Source organism: Curtobacterium sp. NPDC098951 (genome assembly GCF_044759965.1).
Taxonomy (GTDB): domain Bacteria; phylum Actinomycetota; class Actinomycetes; order Actinomycetales; family Microbacteriaceae; genus Curtobacterium.
Genome location: NZ_JBIWAG010000001.1, coordinates 425,386 through 439,825, shown reverse-complemented (window position 1 = coordinate 439,825; position 14,440 = coordinate 425,386). Strand labels below are relative to the sequence as shown.

Genomic DNA, 14,440 nt, shown 5'->3' with positions numbered 1-14,440 from the left:
CCTGGCACAGCCGTGGCAGGCTCGACCCGTGAACGAGCCGAGCAGCATCCTGTGGACGCTCGTCGGTGTCGTCGTCCTGGTTTCCCTGGCCACCCTCGTGCTCCTGCTCGCGCGCGCTCCGTCGCCGTGGGCGCCGGCGCTCGCGGTCGTGCGCGGCACGGTGCAACTGGCGCTGATCAGCCTGGTCCTCAGCGGCGTGATCCGTGACCCGCTCTGGATCGCCGCGGCGCTCGTGGTGATGTTCGGCGTGGCCACGACGACGGCGGCGCGACGGCTCGGCACGCTGCGGACCCGGCTCCTCCCCGTCGCCCTGGCGATGTCGGCGGGGATCGTCGGTGCGCTCGCGGTCGTGTTCGCCACCGGTGCGATCGCCTTCACACCGCGGTACGTGCTCGCGATCGGGGGCATCGTCATCGGGAACGCCATGACGAGCGCCACGCTCTCCGGGCGACGGTTCGTCGAGCTCGTCGACGACCGGTGGGACGACGTCGAGGGCTGGCTCGCGCTCGGTGCCACCCCGCGGCAGTCGACCGCCGAGCTCGTCCGCCGGGCGGTCCACGCCGCGATGGTGCCGAGCACCGACCAGACGCGCACAACCGGACTGGTCACCCTGCCCGGCGCCTTCGTCGGTGCGATCTTCGGCGGGGTCTCCCCGATCGAGGCCGGACGCTTCCAGATCGTCGTCCTCGCCGCGATCATCGCGGCCGGTGCGGTCGTCGCGACGACGCTGACCCACACCCTGGCGCCGGTCCGGACCCGGCCCCCGCAGCCCGCCTGACAGCGTTTCTCAGAGGATCCTCCGAACGGGCACGCGACCGTCGACGGGTGCGCGCGAACAAGGTCCCGGCCCCCTCCACGTCCTTCTGGTCCGTCAAGGTGCTGACCACGGGCTTCGGCGAGGCTCTGTCAGACTTCCTGGTGCGACGGTTCGACCCCGTCCCGACGGTGCTCGTCACGGCGGTCGTCTTCGCGGTCGTGCTCGCCGTGCAGCTGACGAGCGTGCGGTCCTCGCCGTGGCGGTACTGGGGTGCCGTGGTGATGGTCGCGGTGTTCGGAACGATGGCCGCCGACGCGGCGCACGTCGCCGTCGGCGTGCCGTACTGGGCATCGACGCTGGTGTTCGCCCTCGCGCTCGTCGTCGTGTTCGTCGGCTGGCGACGCACGGCGGGTAGCTTCGACGTGCACCACGTCGACACGCTGGGCCGCGAGCTCTGGTACTGGGCCGCCGTGGCCGTGACCTTCGCGCTCGGCACCACCGTCGGCGACCTCGTCGCGTCGTCCGCCGGATTCGGGTTCCTCGCTGGCGGACTGATCTTCCTGGCTGGGATCGCCGGCGTCGTCGTGGCGCGCGGGCTCGGCATCGTCGGGCCCGTCGCCGCGTTCTGGGCCGCGTACGTGCTCACCCGTCCGCTCGGCGCGTCGTTCGCGGACTGGGTCGCGGTGGCGCCCTCGCGCGGCGGCCTCGGCGCCGGGACCGGACTCGTCTCGGCGGTCCTCGCGATCGTCATCCTGGCGGCCGTGTCCGCACTCGCCTCCGGTCAGCGCAGGGGGATCCGGCCCGGCGGGCAGGCCGCCGTCAGGTCCTGACCCGTCCCGCTGCGCCAGCGGGGCCCGCGACGATCGGGACGACCGACGGGAGGCGCGGTGCGGGCCGGCACCGCGCCTCCCGTCCAGCAGGCCCTACGACTCGTCGGTCGCCGCCGGTTCCGACGCGAGCGCCTTCCGACGCTGCGCGACCTGCACCGCGACGGCGATCGGGACCGCGGCGAGGGCGACCGCCCGCAGCCACGGCCGGTCGAACACGTGCCGCGTCGCGTGGTCGAGCGAGACCGGGCCGGGACCACCGAGTGCGAACATCGCGGCGGAGAAGCCGAGGAACGCCGGGAACTCGAAGCCGCCGTCCGCGTTGAAGAAGCCGTTGGGCGTGTGGACGCTCGACGCGACGCCCATCGTGGTCGCGGCGCCGGCGCCGGCGATCGGGGTGGCGAGACCGAGGGCGAGTGCGGCGCCGGAGCCCGCCTCGCCGAGGCCGGCGAGGACGGCGTTGCGGCGACCGGGCCGGAAGCCCATCTGGTGCATGCCCTGGGCGGTGCCCTCGATGCCGCCGCCGCCGAAGGCGCCGAACAGCTTCTGGGAGCCGTGCGAGACGAGTACGGCGCCGAGGGCGATGCGCAGCAGGGTCCTGGCGCTGACGGAGGCGGTGGTGGTGCGCGAGCTCATGCGATCTCCCTGACGTCGGTGTGCGGTCGATCGTCACGGTCCAGCAGACGGTACGCCCCGCCGGCCCGAGGCGGACCGGCGGGGCGTCCCGCGGTGTTCGAGGGGTCAGCTGGTGATCCGGCGCCGGCCGCCGACCCGGACGATCACCCCGGCGACGACCGCGCCCACGATCGGGGCGACGATGAACACCCAGAGCTGGGACAGCGGGGTCGCGCCGCCGTAGACGGCAGCGGCGATCGAGCGGGCCGGGTTCACGGACGTGTTGCTGACCGGGATGCTCACGAGGTGGATCAGGGTGAGCGTGAGCCCGATGCCGAGCGGGGCGACCGCCTGGTACTCCCGCTTGGCCGTGATCGACAGGATGACCGCGATGAAGACCCCCGTCAGCACGGCCTCGGTGAGGAAGACCGACCCGAGCCCGTACCCGCCGGGGCTCGCCGAACCGTAGCCGTTCGAGGCGAACCCGCCGTCCCGCGCGGCCTGGAACGCCCCGGACTTGCCGGAGAGCACGGCGGCGAGGATGCTCGTCGCGACGAGCCCGCCGACGACCTGGGACACGATGTAGCCGGCGACGTGCCGCGCGTCGGTGCGTCCGGCGGCGAGCAGCCCGAGGGTGACCGCCGGGTTGAAGTGGCCGCCGGAGATGTGCCCGACGGCGGAGATCCCCGCGACGAGCGTCAGCCCGAACGCCAGGGCGACGCCGAGGTAGCCGACGCCCTGCTGGTTGTCCGTGGCGCTCGGGACGTTCGCGGCGAACAGCGCGGTCCCGACACCGCCGAGGACGAGCAGGAAGGTGCCGAAGAACTCGGACGCGTACCGGGCGAGCGGCGACCAGGTCACCGCGTCCTCACGGCGCTGCTCGGAGGTCGATCCGCTCACCGGTTCGTTGCGTCCGCGGTTTCGGTCGCGGTCGGGTCGGCGCTGAGCCATGAGGGTCTCCTTCGGGTTCGTCTGTCGTCGTGGGTGCACGCGGGGCGTGTCGGTGGACGCCGCTCCCTGCGGCGCGGCCGGGACGGACGCCGCCGGTGGGTGGACCCGGGATCGGGCCGGTCCGGCGGTCGCCGTCCGCGGATGGGACGGGGCACACCAGACGGTGGTCACGCCGGCGGCGGACTTTCCAGACACGTCCCAGGAAGCCCCCGCGACGGCCGGGTTCCTGTCCCCCGGTGCCCGTCCCGCGGCCGTCCGGCGCGCAAAGCGGCCCCGGCGTCGCGCCCGCTGTCCTGTTCCCGCGCGGGTCCGGCCTGCCCCGCCCGGACCCGTACCGTGCCGCGCGGGCCGGAGGGGTGGCGGGCGCCGCGCACCGGCGGTTCGCATGGTGCGGACTTGTTCACTGGGTGCGGTGTTGCCCGCTCGGTGCGGGCTTGTAGCGGAACACCCAGCGGGCAAGCTCGCACGGGGTGACGGACGTCGCACCGTGCTGCGCCGCGGTGTGACGGTTCGCACCGTGCGGGCTCGTTCGTTGGGCGCGGGGGTGCCCGTTCGGTGCGGGCTTGTCCACCGGGCGCGGGGGTGCCCGTTCGGTGCGGGCATGTCCACCGGGTGCGGAGCTGCCCGCTCGGTGCGGGCTTGTAGCGAGGCACCGGGCGGGCAAGCTCGCACGGGGTGACGGACGTCGCACCGTGCGGCGCGCGGCGCCGGCGGTTCGCACCGTGCGGGCTTGTTCACCGGATGCGGGGCTGCCCGCTCGGTGCGGGGTTGTAGCGAGGCACCGTGCGGGCAAGCTCGCACGGGGTGACGGACGTCGCACTTTGCGGCGCCGCGCACCGTCGGTTCGCACGGTGCGAGCTTGTCCACCGGGTGCGGAGGTGCCCGCTCGGTGCGGGCTTGTAGCGGCGCACCCAGCGGGCAAGCTCGCACGGGGCGACGGACGTCGCACCGTGCGGCGCTGCACCCAGACCCGACGCCCGCCGCCCGCCGCCCGCCGCCCGCCGCCCGACACCCGCCACCCGCCGCCCGCACGACCAGCGGCCCGCCGCGCTACAGGTCCTTGAGCCGCCGACCCGTCGCGCCGTCGCTCCACCGCGCGGCCGATCCCCCGTCGAGGGACTCGTGGTGCCCGCCGTGTCCGTGGGCGAGCCCGCAGCGCCAGCGGTCGAAGACGCTCAGGCAGAGGTCGCGGGGCAGTCGGTCCGCGCCGACGCCCGACGGCGCCGCGGAGCGGACCGGATCGGTGGCGTCGGGCACGGGGGTGGTGTTGGTGTCGTCGATCATTCCGTCATGTGGACGTCGTGGGGACCGGATCCGTCACGGATCCGTCGCCGTCCGGTGCACCCGGGCGTGTCCCCGCCGCCCGGTGCAGTGTGGAACGGGACGGCCGTCGGACGGCGGCCGTCGGCGACGATCGGAAGGCGGGGATGGACCACGACGATCCCCTCCTGCGTGCGGAGGACCCCACCCTGGTGGTCCGCGCCGCCGACGGCGACGTCCGCTCGTTCGAGGTGCTCGCGCGTCGACACGGGCCGGTGATGCGCGTGTACGCCGAGCAGATGCTCGGCTCGAACGTCGAGTCGGACGACGTCGTGCAGGAGTCGTTCCTGACCGGGTGGCGTCGACTCTCCGACCTCAACGACCCCGCGCGGTTCCGTCCGTGGATGATGCAGATCGTCACCCGGAAGGCGCTCGACCGGCTCCGTCGGCGCCGCCACCACGACGACGTCGACGGCGCACAGCACCCGACGGACGCAACCAGGCAGCCGGAGCGTATCGTCGAGACGCGGATGCAGCTCGACGCGATGTGGACCGCGTTGGACCGCCTCCCCGCAGACCAGCGGCGGTGCTGGCTCCTCCGCGAGACCGCCGGCTACAGCTACCAGCAGATCGCCGACGAACTCGAACTGCCGGTGTCGACGGTGCGTGGGCTGCTCGCCCGTGCCCGTCGGTTCCTGACCGTGGAGATGGAGGCATGGCGATGAGCGACATCGACGATGTCCCCGTTCCCGAGGACGACCTCGACGGCCACACCATGGAGGAGCTCGCCGACTACCTCGACCGTGGTCGGACCCCACGCGACCCCGCCATCGAGGCGTCCGCGTCCTGCCGGCTCGCGCTGTCGAACATGGCACGCCTGCGGGAGCTCTCGCTCGGTGCCCTGCAGCGCCGGGCGGACGCCGAGCCGGACCGCGAGACCGACTGGATCGACCGCCTGCTCGCGACGATCCGCTCCGAGGTCCGACCGGGTCGTGACGTCCCGGTCCCCCACCCCGACCCGAGACTCCGACTCGCGATGACCGAGGCCGCCGTGCGCGGCCTGGTCCGTCGCGCCGGCGACACGATGGGCGGCGTCGTGATGGGCAGCTGCACGCTCGACGGCGAGCTCGGCGACCTCGGAGCCCCGGTGCACGTGCGGGTCACCGCCGGACTGGTCTACGGGGCGCCGGCGGCCGAGACCGCCGACCGGCTCCGGGACAGGATCGCGGCGGCCCTCGCACGGCACACCGCCATGACCGTGGCGTCCATCGACGTCGTGTTCGACGACGTCCACCTGCCCTAGGAGCACGACGTGAGCGACGAAGCCCTGTCCCGAGCCCTCACCGACCGGATCCGGAGCGTCCCGGGCGTCACGGGGGTGTACCCGAGCCGGCCACTCGTGCACGCCGCCGCCGAGGCCGTCGCGTCCACCTTCTCGCTGCAGGAACCCGACGTCCTGGTGGACGTGCAGCGCGAGGGCACGACGCTGCGGGTGCACGCGGGCATCGCCGTCGACGACACCCGCCCCGCGACCGAGACGGTGCGCGAGGTGGGCGAGCGCGTCCGCGACCTCGTCGACGAGCGGACCGGTGGGCCGGCCGACCTCGTCGAGGTGACGATCCGGCTCGTCGAGGACATCGGGGCGCCCACCGACGACGCCACCGGACCCGACCCGGGCGAGCGCGTGCCGACGGCCGGGTGACGGGGTCGGCGCGCGGTCGCGGACGCGACCGGATGACGGACGGGAGGCGCGGTGCTGGCCCGCACCGCGCCTCCCGTCCGCCTCGTGGTCCGGACGCGACCCGCCGGTCTCAGGCCGCCATCGGCCCGTACCGGCGGTGCCCCTTCACGTCGTAGCGGTCGAGCATCATGAGCTTGTCCCAGGCGGCCACGAAGTCGCGGACGAAGCGTTCCTGTCCGTCACGACCCGCGTACGCGTCGACGACCGACCGGAGCTGCGCGTTCGACCCGAACACGAGGTCGTGCCGGGAGGCCGTCCAGCGCTGCTCGCCGGTCGCCTGGACGGTGCCGGCGAACACCGTCTCGGTGTCATCGGTCTTCGTCCAGACGAGATCGGTGTCGGTCAGGTTGACGAACCAGTCGGTCGAGAGCGTGCCGACGCGGTGCGTCAGGACGCCGACGTCGGAGCCGTCCCAGTTCGTGCCGAGCACCCGCAGGCCGCCGGTCAGGACAGTCCACTCCGGTGCGGTCAGCGTGAGCAGGTTCGCCCGGTCGAGGAACACCTGCTCGAGCGCGACGCCGGGGGCGAACTGCTCGAACCGCTCGGACCGGAAGTTCCGGAAGCCGTCCGCGATCGGCCGGAGCCACTCGAACATCTCGATGTCGGTGAGCTCCTGCGTGGTGTCCACCCGACCCGGCGTGAACGGCACGGTGACCTCGACGCCGGCGGCGCGGGCGGCGTCCTCGACCCCGACGCACCCGGCGAGCACGACGAGGTCCGCGAGGGACACGGCGGGGTGCTGTGCGCGGATGCGCTGCAGCGCCTCCACCACGGGCACCGTGCGGCCGTTGACCGCCCAGTCCTTCTGCGGGGACAGGGCGATCCGGCCGCCGTTCGCGCCGCCGCGCTTGTCGCTGTCGCGGTAGGTCGACGCCGCCGAGTAGGCGGTGAACACGAGGTCGGACGCGTCGATCCCCGCGTCGCGGACGGCAGCCTTGAGCGTCGCCACGTCGGCGTCGGTCAGGGGCGCGCCCGCAGCGTCGGGGAGCGGGTCCTGCCAGAGCAGCTCGTCCTCGATCGTCACCTCGGGGCCGAGGTAGCGGTGCTTCGGCCCCATGTCGCGGTGCGTCAGCTTGTACCAGGCCTTCGAGAACGCGGTCGTGAAGAGGTCGAAGTCGGCGAGGAAGCGCTCACAGACCTTCCGGTACTCCGGGTCGACCTTGAGGGCGATGTCCGAGGTCATCATCATGAGCGGGTGCTCCTGCCCGGCGACGTGCGCGTCGGGCGTCTTCGGCGCGTCGGGGTCCTTCGGCGTCCACTGCAGGGCGCCGGCCGGGCTCCGGGTCTGCTCCCACTCGTGGCCGAACAGGTTCTCCAGGTAGCTGTTGTCCCAGCGCGTCGGGTCCTGCGTCCAGCTGCCCTCGATGCCGTTCGTCGACGTGAACTCGGCGTTGCCGGTCCCGCGCGGGTTGTGCCAGCCGAGGCCCATCGACTCGATGGGCGCGAGCTCGGGCGACGGGCCGATCTCGGTCGCCGGGACCTGCCCGTGGCTCTTGCCGAACGCGTGGCCGCCCGCGATGAGCGCCACGGTCTCCTCGTCGTTCATCGCCATGCGGGTGAAGGTCGTGCGGATGTCGCGTGCGGACCCGAGCGGGTCGCCGTTCGCGTACGGGCCCTCGGGGTTCACGTAGATGAGCGCCTGGTGCGAGGCCGCGAGCGGGCTCTGCAGGTCGTAGTCGGCGTCGCCGTTCTCGCCGTGCCACCGCTCGTCGCGCGAGACCATCTCGTCCATGCTGTGCACGTCGTGCGGGTTCCACACCTCGGGGCCCCACCACGTGCCGTCGTCCGGCTCCCAGGCGTCGAGCCGGCCGCCGCCGAAGCCGTACGTCGGCAGGCCCATGAGCTCGAGCGAGCAGTTGCCGGTCAGGACCATGAGGTCGGCCCAGGACAGCGCGTTGCCGTACTTGTGCTTGATCGGCTGCAGCAGGCGTCGGGACTTGTCGGTGTTGCCGTTGTCCCACCAGCTCCCGATCGGCGCGAACCGCTGCATCGCGGTCCCGGCGCCACCACGACCGTCGGCGATCCGGTACGTGCCGGCTGCGTGCCAGGCCATCCGGATCATCTGCGGGCCGTAGTTGCCGTAGTCGGCCGGCCACCAGTCTACGCTCGTCGTGAGCAGCGATTTGATGTCGCGCTTCAGCTCCTCGAGGTCGATCGTGGCGAACGCCGCCGCGTAGTCGAAGTCGGCCCCCAGCGGGTCGGCGTCGACGCCGTTCCGGTGCAGCAGCTCGACGCGGAGCCGCTGGGGGTACCAGTGCTCGAGCGTCGGCGCCTGGCCGAAGGCCCCACCGAGGTGGTCGCCGCCGGCTGGCAGGGATCCCCCCATGTGGTACGTGCAGGTGTCGGTTCCGTCAGTGCTCACTGCTGCTCCTCATCGCGCGGTGGACGCACCGGCCCCCGTCGGCGGTGCGTGCCCGCCACGATGCGCTCGCCGCCTGGGAGATGCCGAACCGGGGTGCGCTTCGCGATTCGAATCCTCGAACGAACCGCCCGTCACGGCGCGGTGGTGGTCGGCTCGGTGCCGGTCGGCGCGGTGGCGGTCGGCTCGGTGCTGGTCGGCTCGGTGGCGGTCGGCTGCTCCGCGCCGTGGACCGCACGCCGGGCGCCCGGTGTGGCCCAGACCCGACCGTCGGCGCCGAACGCCAGCACGTCGACGCCGCCGTCGCTCGTCACCCGGCGGAGGTCGTCCTCGTCCCCCGCGACGATCGCGGTCGCGAGGACGTCCGCGGTGACGATGTCGTCGGCGACGACGGTCGCCTGGACGAACGTCGTGGCGGTCCGACGCCAGATGTGCTCGCCGCGCTCGGCGGTCCCCGAGGTCGCCACGGCCCGACGGGGTGCGTCGAGCCGGATGACGCCGACGACGGTTTCACGGTGCGCCGGGTCGACGACGCCGACGCTCCAGGGCTCGTCGCCCCGGTGGTGACCGCGGACGAGCACGTCGCCGCCGGCACTGATCATCCAGTCGGCACAGCCGGCTGCGTCGAGGACGTCCCCGGCGCCGCGGATCGCGAGGGCCTTGACGACCCCGGACAGGTCGATGACGCCGTCCGGTCGGTGCGGGGTGAACGCTCCCCCGGTCCGCTCCCGCCACTCGAGCGCGAGGGCGTAGACGTCCCGCACCTCGGCGGGTGCGTCGGCGAGGCGGAGCGACCCCGCCGCGATCCGACTGAGCACCGACGACGGGTCGTAGAGGCTGTACCGGTGGTCGTGGCCGGCGAACACCGCACGGACCTCGGACGCGGCCTCCGGGGTGGCGCCGCGCAGGCTCACGACCGTCCCCATCGTCTCGAAGGTGGTGACGCCGGTCACAGCCCGGCCTTGTCGATCGCGGACTGGAGCGACGTCGTGTAGCCCTCACTGGTGAAGGTCGCACCGCTGACGGACTGGATCTTCGCGGACTGCGCCTGCAGCGCCTCCTGGCGGAGGATCGGGGCGGCCTGCGCGCTGATCTGCACGGAGCGACCGCCCTGGTCGGTCAGCTGCAGCGCGGTGACGTCGGTGATCTTCCCGTTCGCGACGGTGATCTGCACCTGCACGGGGCCGTACTGCGTCTGGGTCGTGTCGCCGGCGAAGGTCCCGGAGGCGGAGGAGCCGCCCGAGGTACCGGTGCCCGAGGTGCCGGAGCCGGAGGTGCCGGAGCCGGAGGTGCCGGTCCCGGTGCTGCTCCGGCCGCTCGCCCCGCCGGTGGTGGCGGAGCCGCTCGTGCCGGTGCCGGCCGTCGTGCTCTGCTGTGCCGGGGCGGTGACCGCGGGTTGGCCGCCGAGCTGCCAGCCGATGACGAGGACGGCGACGGACGACACGACCCCGCCGGCGACGACGCGGGCCCTCACGACTCGAACCGTTCGTGGTGGATCTGGTGCTCCGGGACGCCGGCGAGCCGTGCCTCGCGGACGACGAGGTCGGACCAGGCGCGCGGGCCGCACACGTACAGGTCGGAGTCGAGCAGGTCCGGGAAGACGGACCGGAGCGAGACCCCGCGGCGCACGTCCTCCTGGGTCATCCAGCTCTCGCGGGAGTGCGCCCGGCGGCCGACCATCGTGTACAGCCGGCTGCCCGTCGCAGCGGCGAGGTCGGCGGTCTCCCGCCAGAGGTACTGCTGGTCGGCGTCCGTCCCGCGCAGCAGCACGGTGGCCTCGCCCGGGCGGAGGTCGGTGTCCTCGAGCAGCGACCGCACGGGGGTGATCCCGATGCCCGACGCGACGAGCGCCAGGTACGGGGCCGTGCGCGCCCGGCTCGTGAACAGCCCGTACGGCCCCTCGAGGGAGACGAACGCCCCCGGGGTGATCCGGCCGAGCCGTGCGGAGCCGGCACCGAGGTCGCGCACGGTGATCCGGGCGCGGTCACGACCGGGGACCGCGGAGAACGACACCGGATGGGCGTGCCACCAGGTCCGGGCGGTCCAGAACCGCCAGACCCCGTACTGGCCGCCCTCGGCGCCGAGTCGGTCGAGGTCACGGCCCGCGAGGTGGATCGACACGACCCCCGGCGCGATGGCCTCGACCCCGACCACGCGGATGCGGTGGCGGAACGTCACGACGACCGGCAGGGCGAACCGGTATACGGCGATCAGTCCGAGCGCCACGACGTACAGCGCGATCCAGTAGACGCGCTGCCACGTGCCCTGGGCGAGGACGCTGCCGACGCTGAGCATGTGCGGCAGCGCGACGAGCACCGCCGCGTAGCTGAGCAGGTGGATGACGTGCCAGGCCTCGTAGGGCAGGCGACGTCGGACGGCGACGAGGGACGAGACGACCACGGCGACGAACAGTCCGAGTCCCAGGTAGGCCAGGGGCATGTCGGGCGTGGAGAAGAGCGCGATCGTCTCGGCGATCGGTCCGGTGCCCGCCGAGGCGCCGTACCCGAGCGTCAGGAACGCACCGTGCGCGAGCAGCAGGTACAGCACGGGCTTCCCGAGCGACCGGTGGACCGCGATCGCGTTGTCCTGCCCGAAGGTCCGGTCGATGAGCGGGACCCGCGCGGCGAGGACGAGCATCACGAGCACGAGGTCGGTCGCGACAAGACCGGCGACGATCCCGGCGTCGGTGAGCCACCCGCCGATGCCGACGACCGTGTGGGATCCGGGCGACACGAGCCAGAGCAGGACGGCCACCGCGGCGGACACCCAGGCGAGGATCCCGAGCAGGTCGGTCAGCGCGCCCCGGCGACGTCCGGCGCGGCGACGGCGACGTGCCGCGACCGCGAGCGGCTCGGCCGGCGGCACGGTGCCACGTCGGCGGCCGCCTCCGGAGGGACCGGGGGCGGGGCGGGCGGTGGGGCGAGCGGTGTCGATCATCGTCTCGGTCCTCTCCAGCAGGTGTTCGGGTGCTCCACAGCATCGGCAGCGGGACTGTGGAGGAACCCGGAACGGACCGTCCGCTTCGTTCGAGACTTCGAGTGATCCGGCACGGCCGCCGGGCGGCGGGGCTCGGATGCCCGTCGGGGGGCACGGTCGTCCGTCGGCCGCGCACCGCGGCGACGACCGGCTCAGACCGCGGGGACGCTGACCGTGGCGACGGCACCGCCGTGCGCGCCGTTCCGGAGCGACGCCGACCCGCCTGCGCGCTCGGCGATCCCGCGGACGAGCGCGAGTCCGAGCCCGCTGCCGCCGAGCACCGCGCGCCGGGCGCTGTCCGCCCGGGCGAACCGCTCGAACGCCTGGGGCAGGAAGTCCTCGGGCACCCCGCGGCCGTCGTCGACGACGGTCAGCTCGAGGGTCCGCGCGGCGTCCTGGGTGAGGGTCACGCGGATCACGCCGCCCTCCTCCCCCGCTGCGACGGCGTTCGCGACGAGGTTGTCGACGATCCGGGCGAACGCGGCCGTCTCGAGGGCGTACCGCTCGTCGGGCGCGTCGAGCGTCACCTGGAAGTCGATGTCGCGGTCGACGGCACCCCCGAGGGCACGGACACGGTCGATCGCTCCCATGAGTTCGGTCACGAGCGCGGACCCCGGTGTCGAGGGTGCCGGTCCGGCCTCGTCCAGTCGGCTCAGCTCGAGCATCGTGTCCGCGAGCGCGACCAGCCGCGCGGCGTCCCCCTCGGCCTGGCGCAGCTCGCGCTCGAGCGCCTCGGCGTCCCCGGCGGACCGGTGCGCCAGCTCGAGCCGGGCGGTGAGGGCCGCGAGCGGTGTCCGGAGCTCGTGACTGGCATCGGACACCATGCGGCGTTCCCGCTCGGCGTGTTCGCGCTGGCGGTCGATGAACGCGTTGAGGGTCCGTGCGAGCGCGGCGAGCTCGTCGTCCGAGGTCCCGACGGGCAGGTGCCCGGCCGCGGCGCCGGCGCTCAGCTCCTCGGCCGTCCGACGCATCCGGCCGACCGGCCGGAGCGCCAGGGTCGAGAGCAGCCAGGCGGTCGCGGCGAAGGCGAGGAGCGCGAGGACGGTCCCGACGGCGAGGGAGCGGTCGACGCGTTCCACGGTCTCGTGCCCGGCGCGGCCGTCGTGGGCGGCCCAGACGACCGAGGTCCCGGCGTCGCTCCGGACCGGGATCCCCACGACCGTGACCGACCGGTGTCCGGTGTGCAGGCGGAGCGTGACCTCATCGTCCAGTACTGCGGTCGGCAGCGACCGTCGGACGTCCCGCGGGAGCGAGTCGACCACCCATCGACCCGACGCGTCCCGGATCCCCACCATCACGTCCTCGGCGGGTCGGTCCGGGGGCTCGCCGGGGTTGTTCCGCAGGTCGGAGACGAACGGTGCGGCGTCGCCGGCGGCGAGGGACTCGTCGGTCGCCAGCGTCGCCCGCTCGATCTGGACGTGCAGCACCACCGCGACGCCGGACAGCACGACCGCGCCGACCAGCAGGCTGCCGAGCGTGATGCGGGCCCGGATCGAGAGGCGACGGAGGGCCCTCATGCGGTCGGCACGACCTCGAGCGCGTACCCGACCCCACGCACGGTCCGGATCACCACGTCGGCGTCCGCCGCCTGCAGCTTCTTCCGGACGTAGCTGACGTACTGGTCGACGATCGTCGGGTCGAAGTGCTCGGCGCTCCCCCAGACCTCCTCGAGCACCTCGGCCCGGGTGCGCGGCGCCGGTGCACCCTGGATGAGGAACCGCAGCAACGAGAACTCCTTGACGCTGAGCGGCAGGTCCCGACCCCGCACCGACGCCCGGACCGCGACGGTGTCGAGCCGCACGGCCCCGGCCTCGACCACGGTCGCCGAGCCGGCTGCCCGTCGTCGCAGGTGCGCCCGGATCCGTGCGTTCAGCTCGGCGATCGCGAACGGCTTCGTGAGGTAGTCGTCGGCGCCGGAGTCGAGTCCGAACACGCGGTCGTCCACCGCGTCGCGGGCGGTCACGAGGACGACCGGGAAGTCCTGGCCCATCTCGCGGAGCCGCCGGCACACCTCGAACCCGGTCATCTCGGGGAGCATGACGTCGATCGCGGCCGCGTCGAACGACTGCCCGCGCGCCTGGACGAGCGCGGCGACACCGTCCGACACCACGGTGACCTCGTGCCCCTCGCCGACGAGCCCGCGTTCGACGAGCGCGCCCATCTCCGGGTCGTCCTCGACCACCAGGATCCTCGCCACGTCACACCACCCCGCTCGTGCCGAGGAGGGATCCGATGACGAACGTCGCCGCGAGGGCAAGTGCACCACCGACGACCACGCGGACGGTGGCGCGCGGCATCGAGCCTCCCCCGATCCTCGCACCCGTCGCACCCGTGAGTGCCAGGGCGAGCAGGACGACGACGAACGTCACCGGGACCCGGACGGACTCGGGTGGCAGCAGGATCGCGAGCAGCGGCAGCACCGCGCCGATCGAGAACGCGGCCGCCGACGCGAACGCCGCGTGCCACGGGCTCACCACCTCGTCCTCGTCGATCCCGAGTTCGGTCGTCAGGTGCGCCCGCAGGGCGTCCCGGTCCGTCAGCTCGGCGGCGACGGCCTCGGCGGTCTCGCGCCGGAGTCCACGGGCCTCCCACAGCTGCGTGAGTTCCTCGAGCTCGGCTCCCGGGTCCTCGCGCAGCTCCCGCCGTTCCTGTTCGATGAGTGCCCGTTGGCTGTCCTTCTGACTGCTCACCGAGACGTACTCGCCGAGCGCCATCGAGACCGCGCCGCCCACGAGCGCGGCGATCCCGGCGGTCGCGATCGCCGGGACCGAGGTCGACGCGCCCGCGACCCCGACGACGATCGACGCCGTGGAGACGATGCCGTCGTTCGCGCCGAGCACCCCGGCGCGGAGCCAGTTCAGTCGTGCCGCGAGGTCGCCCGTGTGCGCCTCACCGGCGTGCGGTCCAGGAGTGGTCATGCGCCCAGCGAACCAGGTCCGGGTGGCATCGTTCGT

15 protein-coding genes are annotated in these 14,440 nt (G+C 73.6%); 5 read left to right on the top strand and 10 right to left on the bottom strand.

The genetic code is table 11. The features are described from left to right. The first annotated feature begins 28 nt into the window (after nt 1-28). Nucleotides 29-778 carry an ABC transporter permease gene (locus tag ACIQUC_RS02060; protein WP_022905527.1) on the top strand — a complete coding sequence of 250 codons (750 nt, stop codon included), beginning with the start codon at nt 29-31 and terminating at the stop codon, nt 776-778. Nucleotides 779-825: 47 nt separating this feature from the next. Further along, a complete protein-coding gene (locus ACIQUC_RS02055; protein ID WP_402262690.1) occupies nt 826-1,587 on the top strand; it encodes a hypothetical protein in 762 nt (253 codons plus the stop codon). 93 nt (nt 1,588-1,680) lie between these two features. Here the strand turns inward: ACIQUC_RS02055 and ACIQUC_RS02050 are convergent, their stop codons facing one another. The 3 genes from ACIQUC_RS02050 to ACIQUC_RS02040 form a co-directional block, all read right to left on the bottom strand. Continuing rightward, entirely contained in the window at nt 1,681-2,220 is a 540-nt protein-coding gene (locus ACIQUC_RS02050; RefSeq protein WP_402262688.1) for a DoxX family protein, read from the bottom strand. Nucleotides 2,221-2,325: 105 nt separating this feature from the next. Next, complete coding sequence (gene aqpZ, locus ACIQUC_RS02045; RefSeq protein ID WP_402262685.1) at nt 2,326-3,099, bottom strand: aquaporin Z; 774 nt, start codon at nt 3,097-3,099, stop codon at nt 2,326-2,328. Between the two features lie 1,101 nt (nt 3,100-4,200). Then, complete coding sequence (locus ACIQUC_RS02040; RefSeq protein WP_022905533.1) at nt 4,201-4,434, bottom strand: hypothetical protein; 234 nt, start codon at nt 4,432-4,434, stop codon at nt 4,201-4,203. 143 nt (nt 4,435-4,577) lie between these two features. Here ACIQUC_RS02040 and ACIQUC_RS02035 point away from each other — a divergent pair, with 143 nt between their 5' ends. From ACIQUC_RS02035 to ACIQUC_RS02025, 3 genes are read left to right on the top strand one after another with little or no spacing between them, the layout of a single operon-like run. Then, nucleotides 4,578-5,135 carry an RNA polymerase sigma factor gene (locus tag ACIQUC_RS02035; RefSeq protein WP_031261095.1) on the top strand — a complete coding sequence of 186 codons (558 nt, stop codon included), beginning with the start codon at nt 4,578-4,580 and terminating at the stop codon, nt 5,133-5,135. After that, a complete protein-coding gene (locus tag ACIQUC_RS02030) occupies nt 5,132-5,713 on the top strand; it encodes a hypothetical protein (RefSeq protein ID WP_402262681.1) in 582 nt (193 codons plus the stop codon). Before ACIQUC_RS02035 ends, ACIQUC_RS02030 begins: the two co-directional genes overlap by 4 nt. Nucleotides 5,714-5,722: 9 nt before the next feature. Then, a complete protein-coding gene (locus ACIQUC_RS02025) occupies nt 5,723-6,112 on the top strand; it encodes a hypothetical protein (RefSeq protein ID WP_402262678.1) in 390 nt (129 codons plus the stop codon). 109 nt (nt 6,113-6,221) lie between these two features. Here ACIQUC_RS02025 and katG read toward each other — a convergent pair whose 3' ends face one another. The 7 genes from katG to ACIQUC_RS01990 form a co-directional block, all read right to left on the bottom strand. Continuing rightward, nucleotides 6,222-8,513, bottom strand: a complete 2,292-nt coding sequence (gene katG, locus ACIQUC_RS02020; protein ID WP_402262675.1) for a catalase/peroxidase HPI — start codon at nt 8,511-8,513, stop codon at nt 6,222-6,224. A 131-nt stretch (nt 8,514-8,644) separates the two neighbouring features. After that, the gene (locus tag ACIQUC_RS02015; protein WP_402262672.1) at nt 8,645-9,463 is read right to left on the bottom strand and encodes an FAD:protein FMN transferase; all 819 of its coding nucleotides are present in this window, start codon (nt 9,461-9,463) and stop codon (nt 8,645-8,647) included. Next, entirely contained in the window at nt 9,460-9,984 is a 525-nt protein-coding gene (locus ACIQUC_RS02010) for an FMN-binding protein (RefSeq protein ID WP_402262669.1), read from the bottom strand. The genes ACIQUC_RS02015 and ACIQUC_RS02010 overlap by 4 nt, the downstream gene beginning before the upstream one ends. Beyond that, complete coding sequence (locus ACIQUC_RS02005) at nt 9,981-11,447, bottom strand: ferric reductase-like transmembrane domain-containing protein (protein ID WP_402262666.1); 1,467 nt, start codon at nt 11,445-11,447, stop codon at nt 9,981-9,983. The genes ACIQUC_RS02010 and ACIQUC_RS02005 overlap by 4 nt, the downstream gene beginning before the upstream one ends. 191 nt (nt 11,448-11,638) lie before the next feature. Next, on the bottom strand, nt 11,639-13,003 hold the full coding sequence (locus tag ACIQUC_RS02000) for a sensor histidine kinase (RefSeq protein ID WP_402262663.1): 1,365 nt from the start codon (nt 13,001-13,003) through the stop codon (nt 11,639-11,641). Beyond that, on the bottom strand, nt 13,000-13,683 hold the full coding sequence (locus ACIQUC_RS01995) for a response regulator transcription factor (RefSeq protein ID WP_402262661.1): 684 nt from the start codon (nt 13,681-13,683) through the stop codon (nt 13,000-13,002). The genes ACIQUC_RS02000 and ACIQUC_RS01995 overlap by 4 nt, the downstream gene beginning before the upstream one ends. A gap of 1 nt (nt 13,684) precedes the next feature. Further along, nucleotides 13,685-14,404: a VIT family protein gene (locus tag ACIQUC_RS01990; protein ID WP_402262658.1), complete on the bottom strand. Its 720-nt coding sequence runs from the start codon at nt 14,402-14,404 to the stop codon at nt 13,685-13,687. Between the last annotated feature and the right edge of the window lie 36 nt (nt 14,405-14,440).

Excerpts from the sequence above, each read along its gene's own strand:
- ACIQUC_RS01990 (WP_402262658.1), bottom strand. The coding sequence starts at position 14,404 with ATGACCACTCCTGGACCGCACGCCGGTGAGGCGCACACGGGCGACCTC.
- ACIQUC_RS02035 (WP_031261095.1), top strand. The coding sequence starts at position 4,578 with ATGGACCACGACGATCCCCTCCTGCGTGCGGAGGACCCCACCCTGGTG.
- ACIQUC_RS02050 (WP_402262688.1), bottom strand. The coding sequence starts at position 2,220 with ATGAGCTCGCGCACCACCACCGCCTCCGTCAGCGCCAGGACCCTGCTG.
- ACIQUC_RS02000 (WP_402262663.1), bottom strand. The coding sequence starts at position 13,003 with ATGAGGGCCCTCCGTCGCCTCTCGATCCGGGCCCGCATCACGCTCGGC.
- ACIQUC_RS02040 (WP_022905533.1), bottom strand. The coding sequence starts at position 4,434 with ATGATCGACGACACCAACACCACCCCCGTGCCCGACGCCACCGATCCG.
- ACIQUC_RS02005 (WP_402262666.1), bottom strand. The coding sequence starts at position 11,447 with ATGATCGACACCGCTCGCCCCACCGCCCGCCCCGCCCCCGGTCCCTCC.
- ACIQUC_RS02030 (WP_402262681.1), top strand. The coding sequence starts at position 5,132 with ATGAGCGACATCGACGATGTCCCCGTTCCCGAGGACGACCTCGACGGC.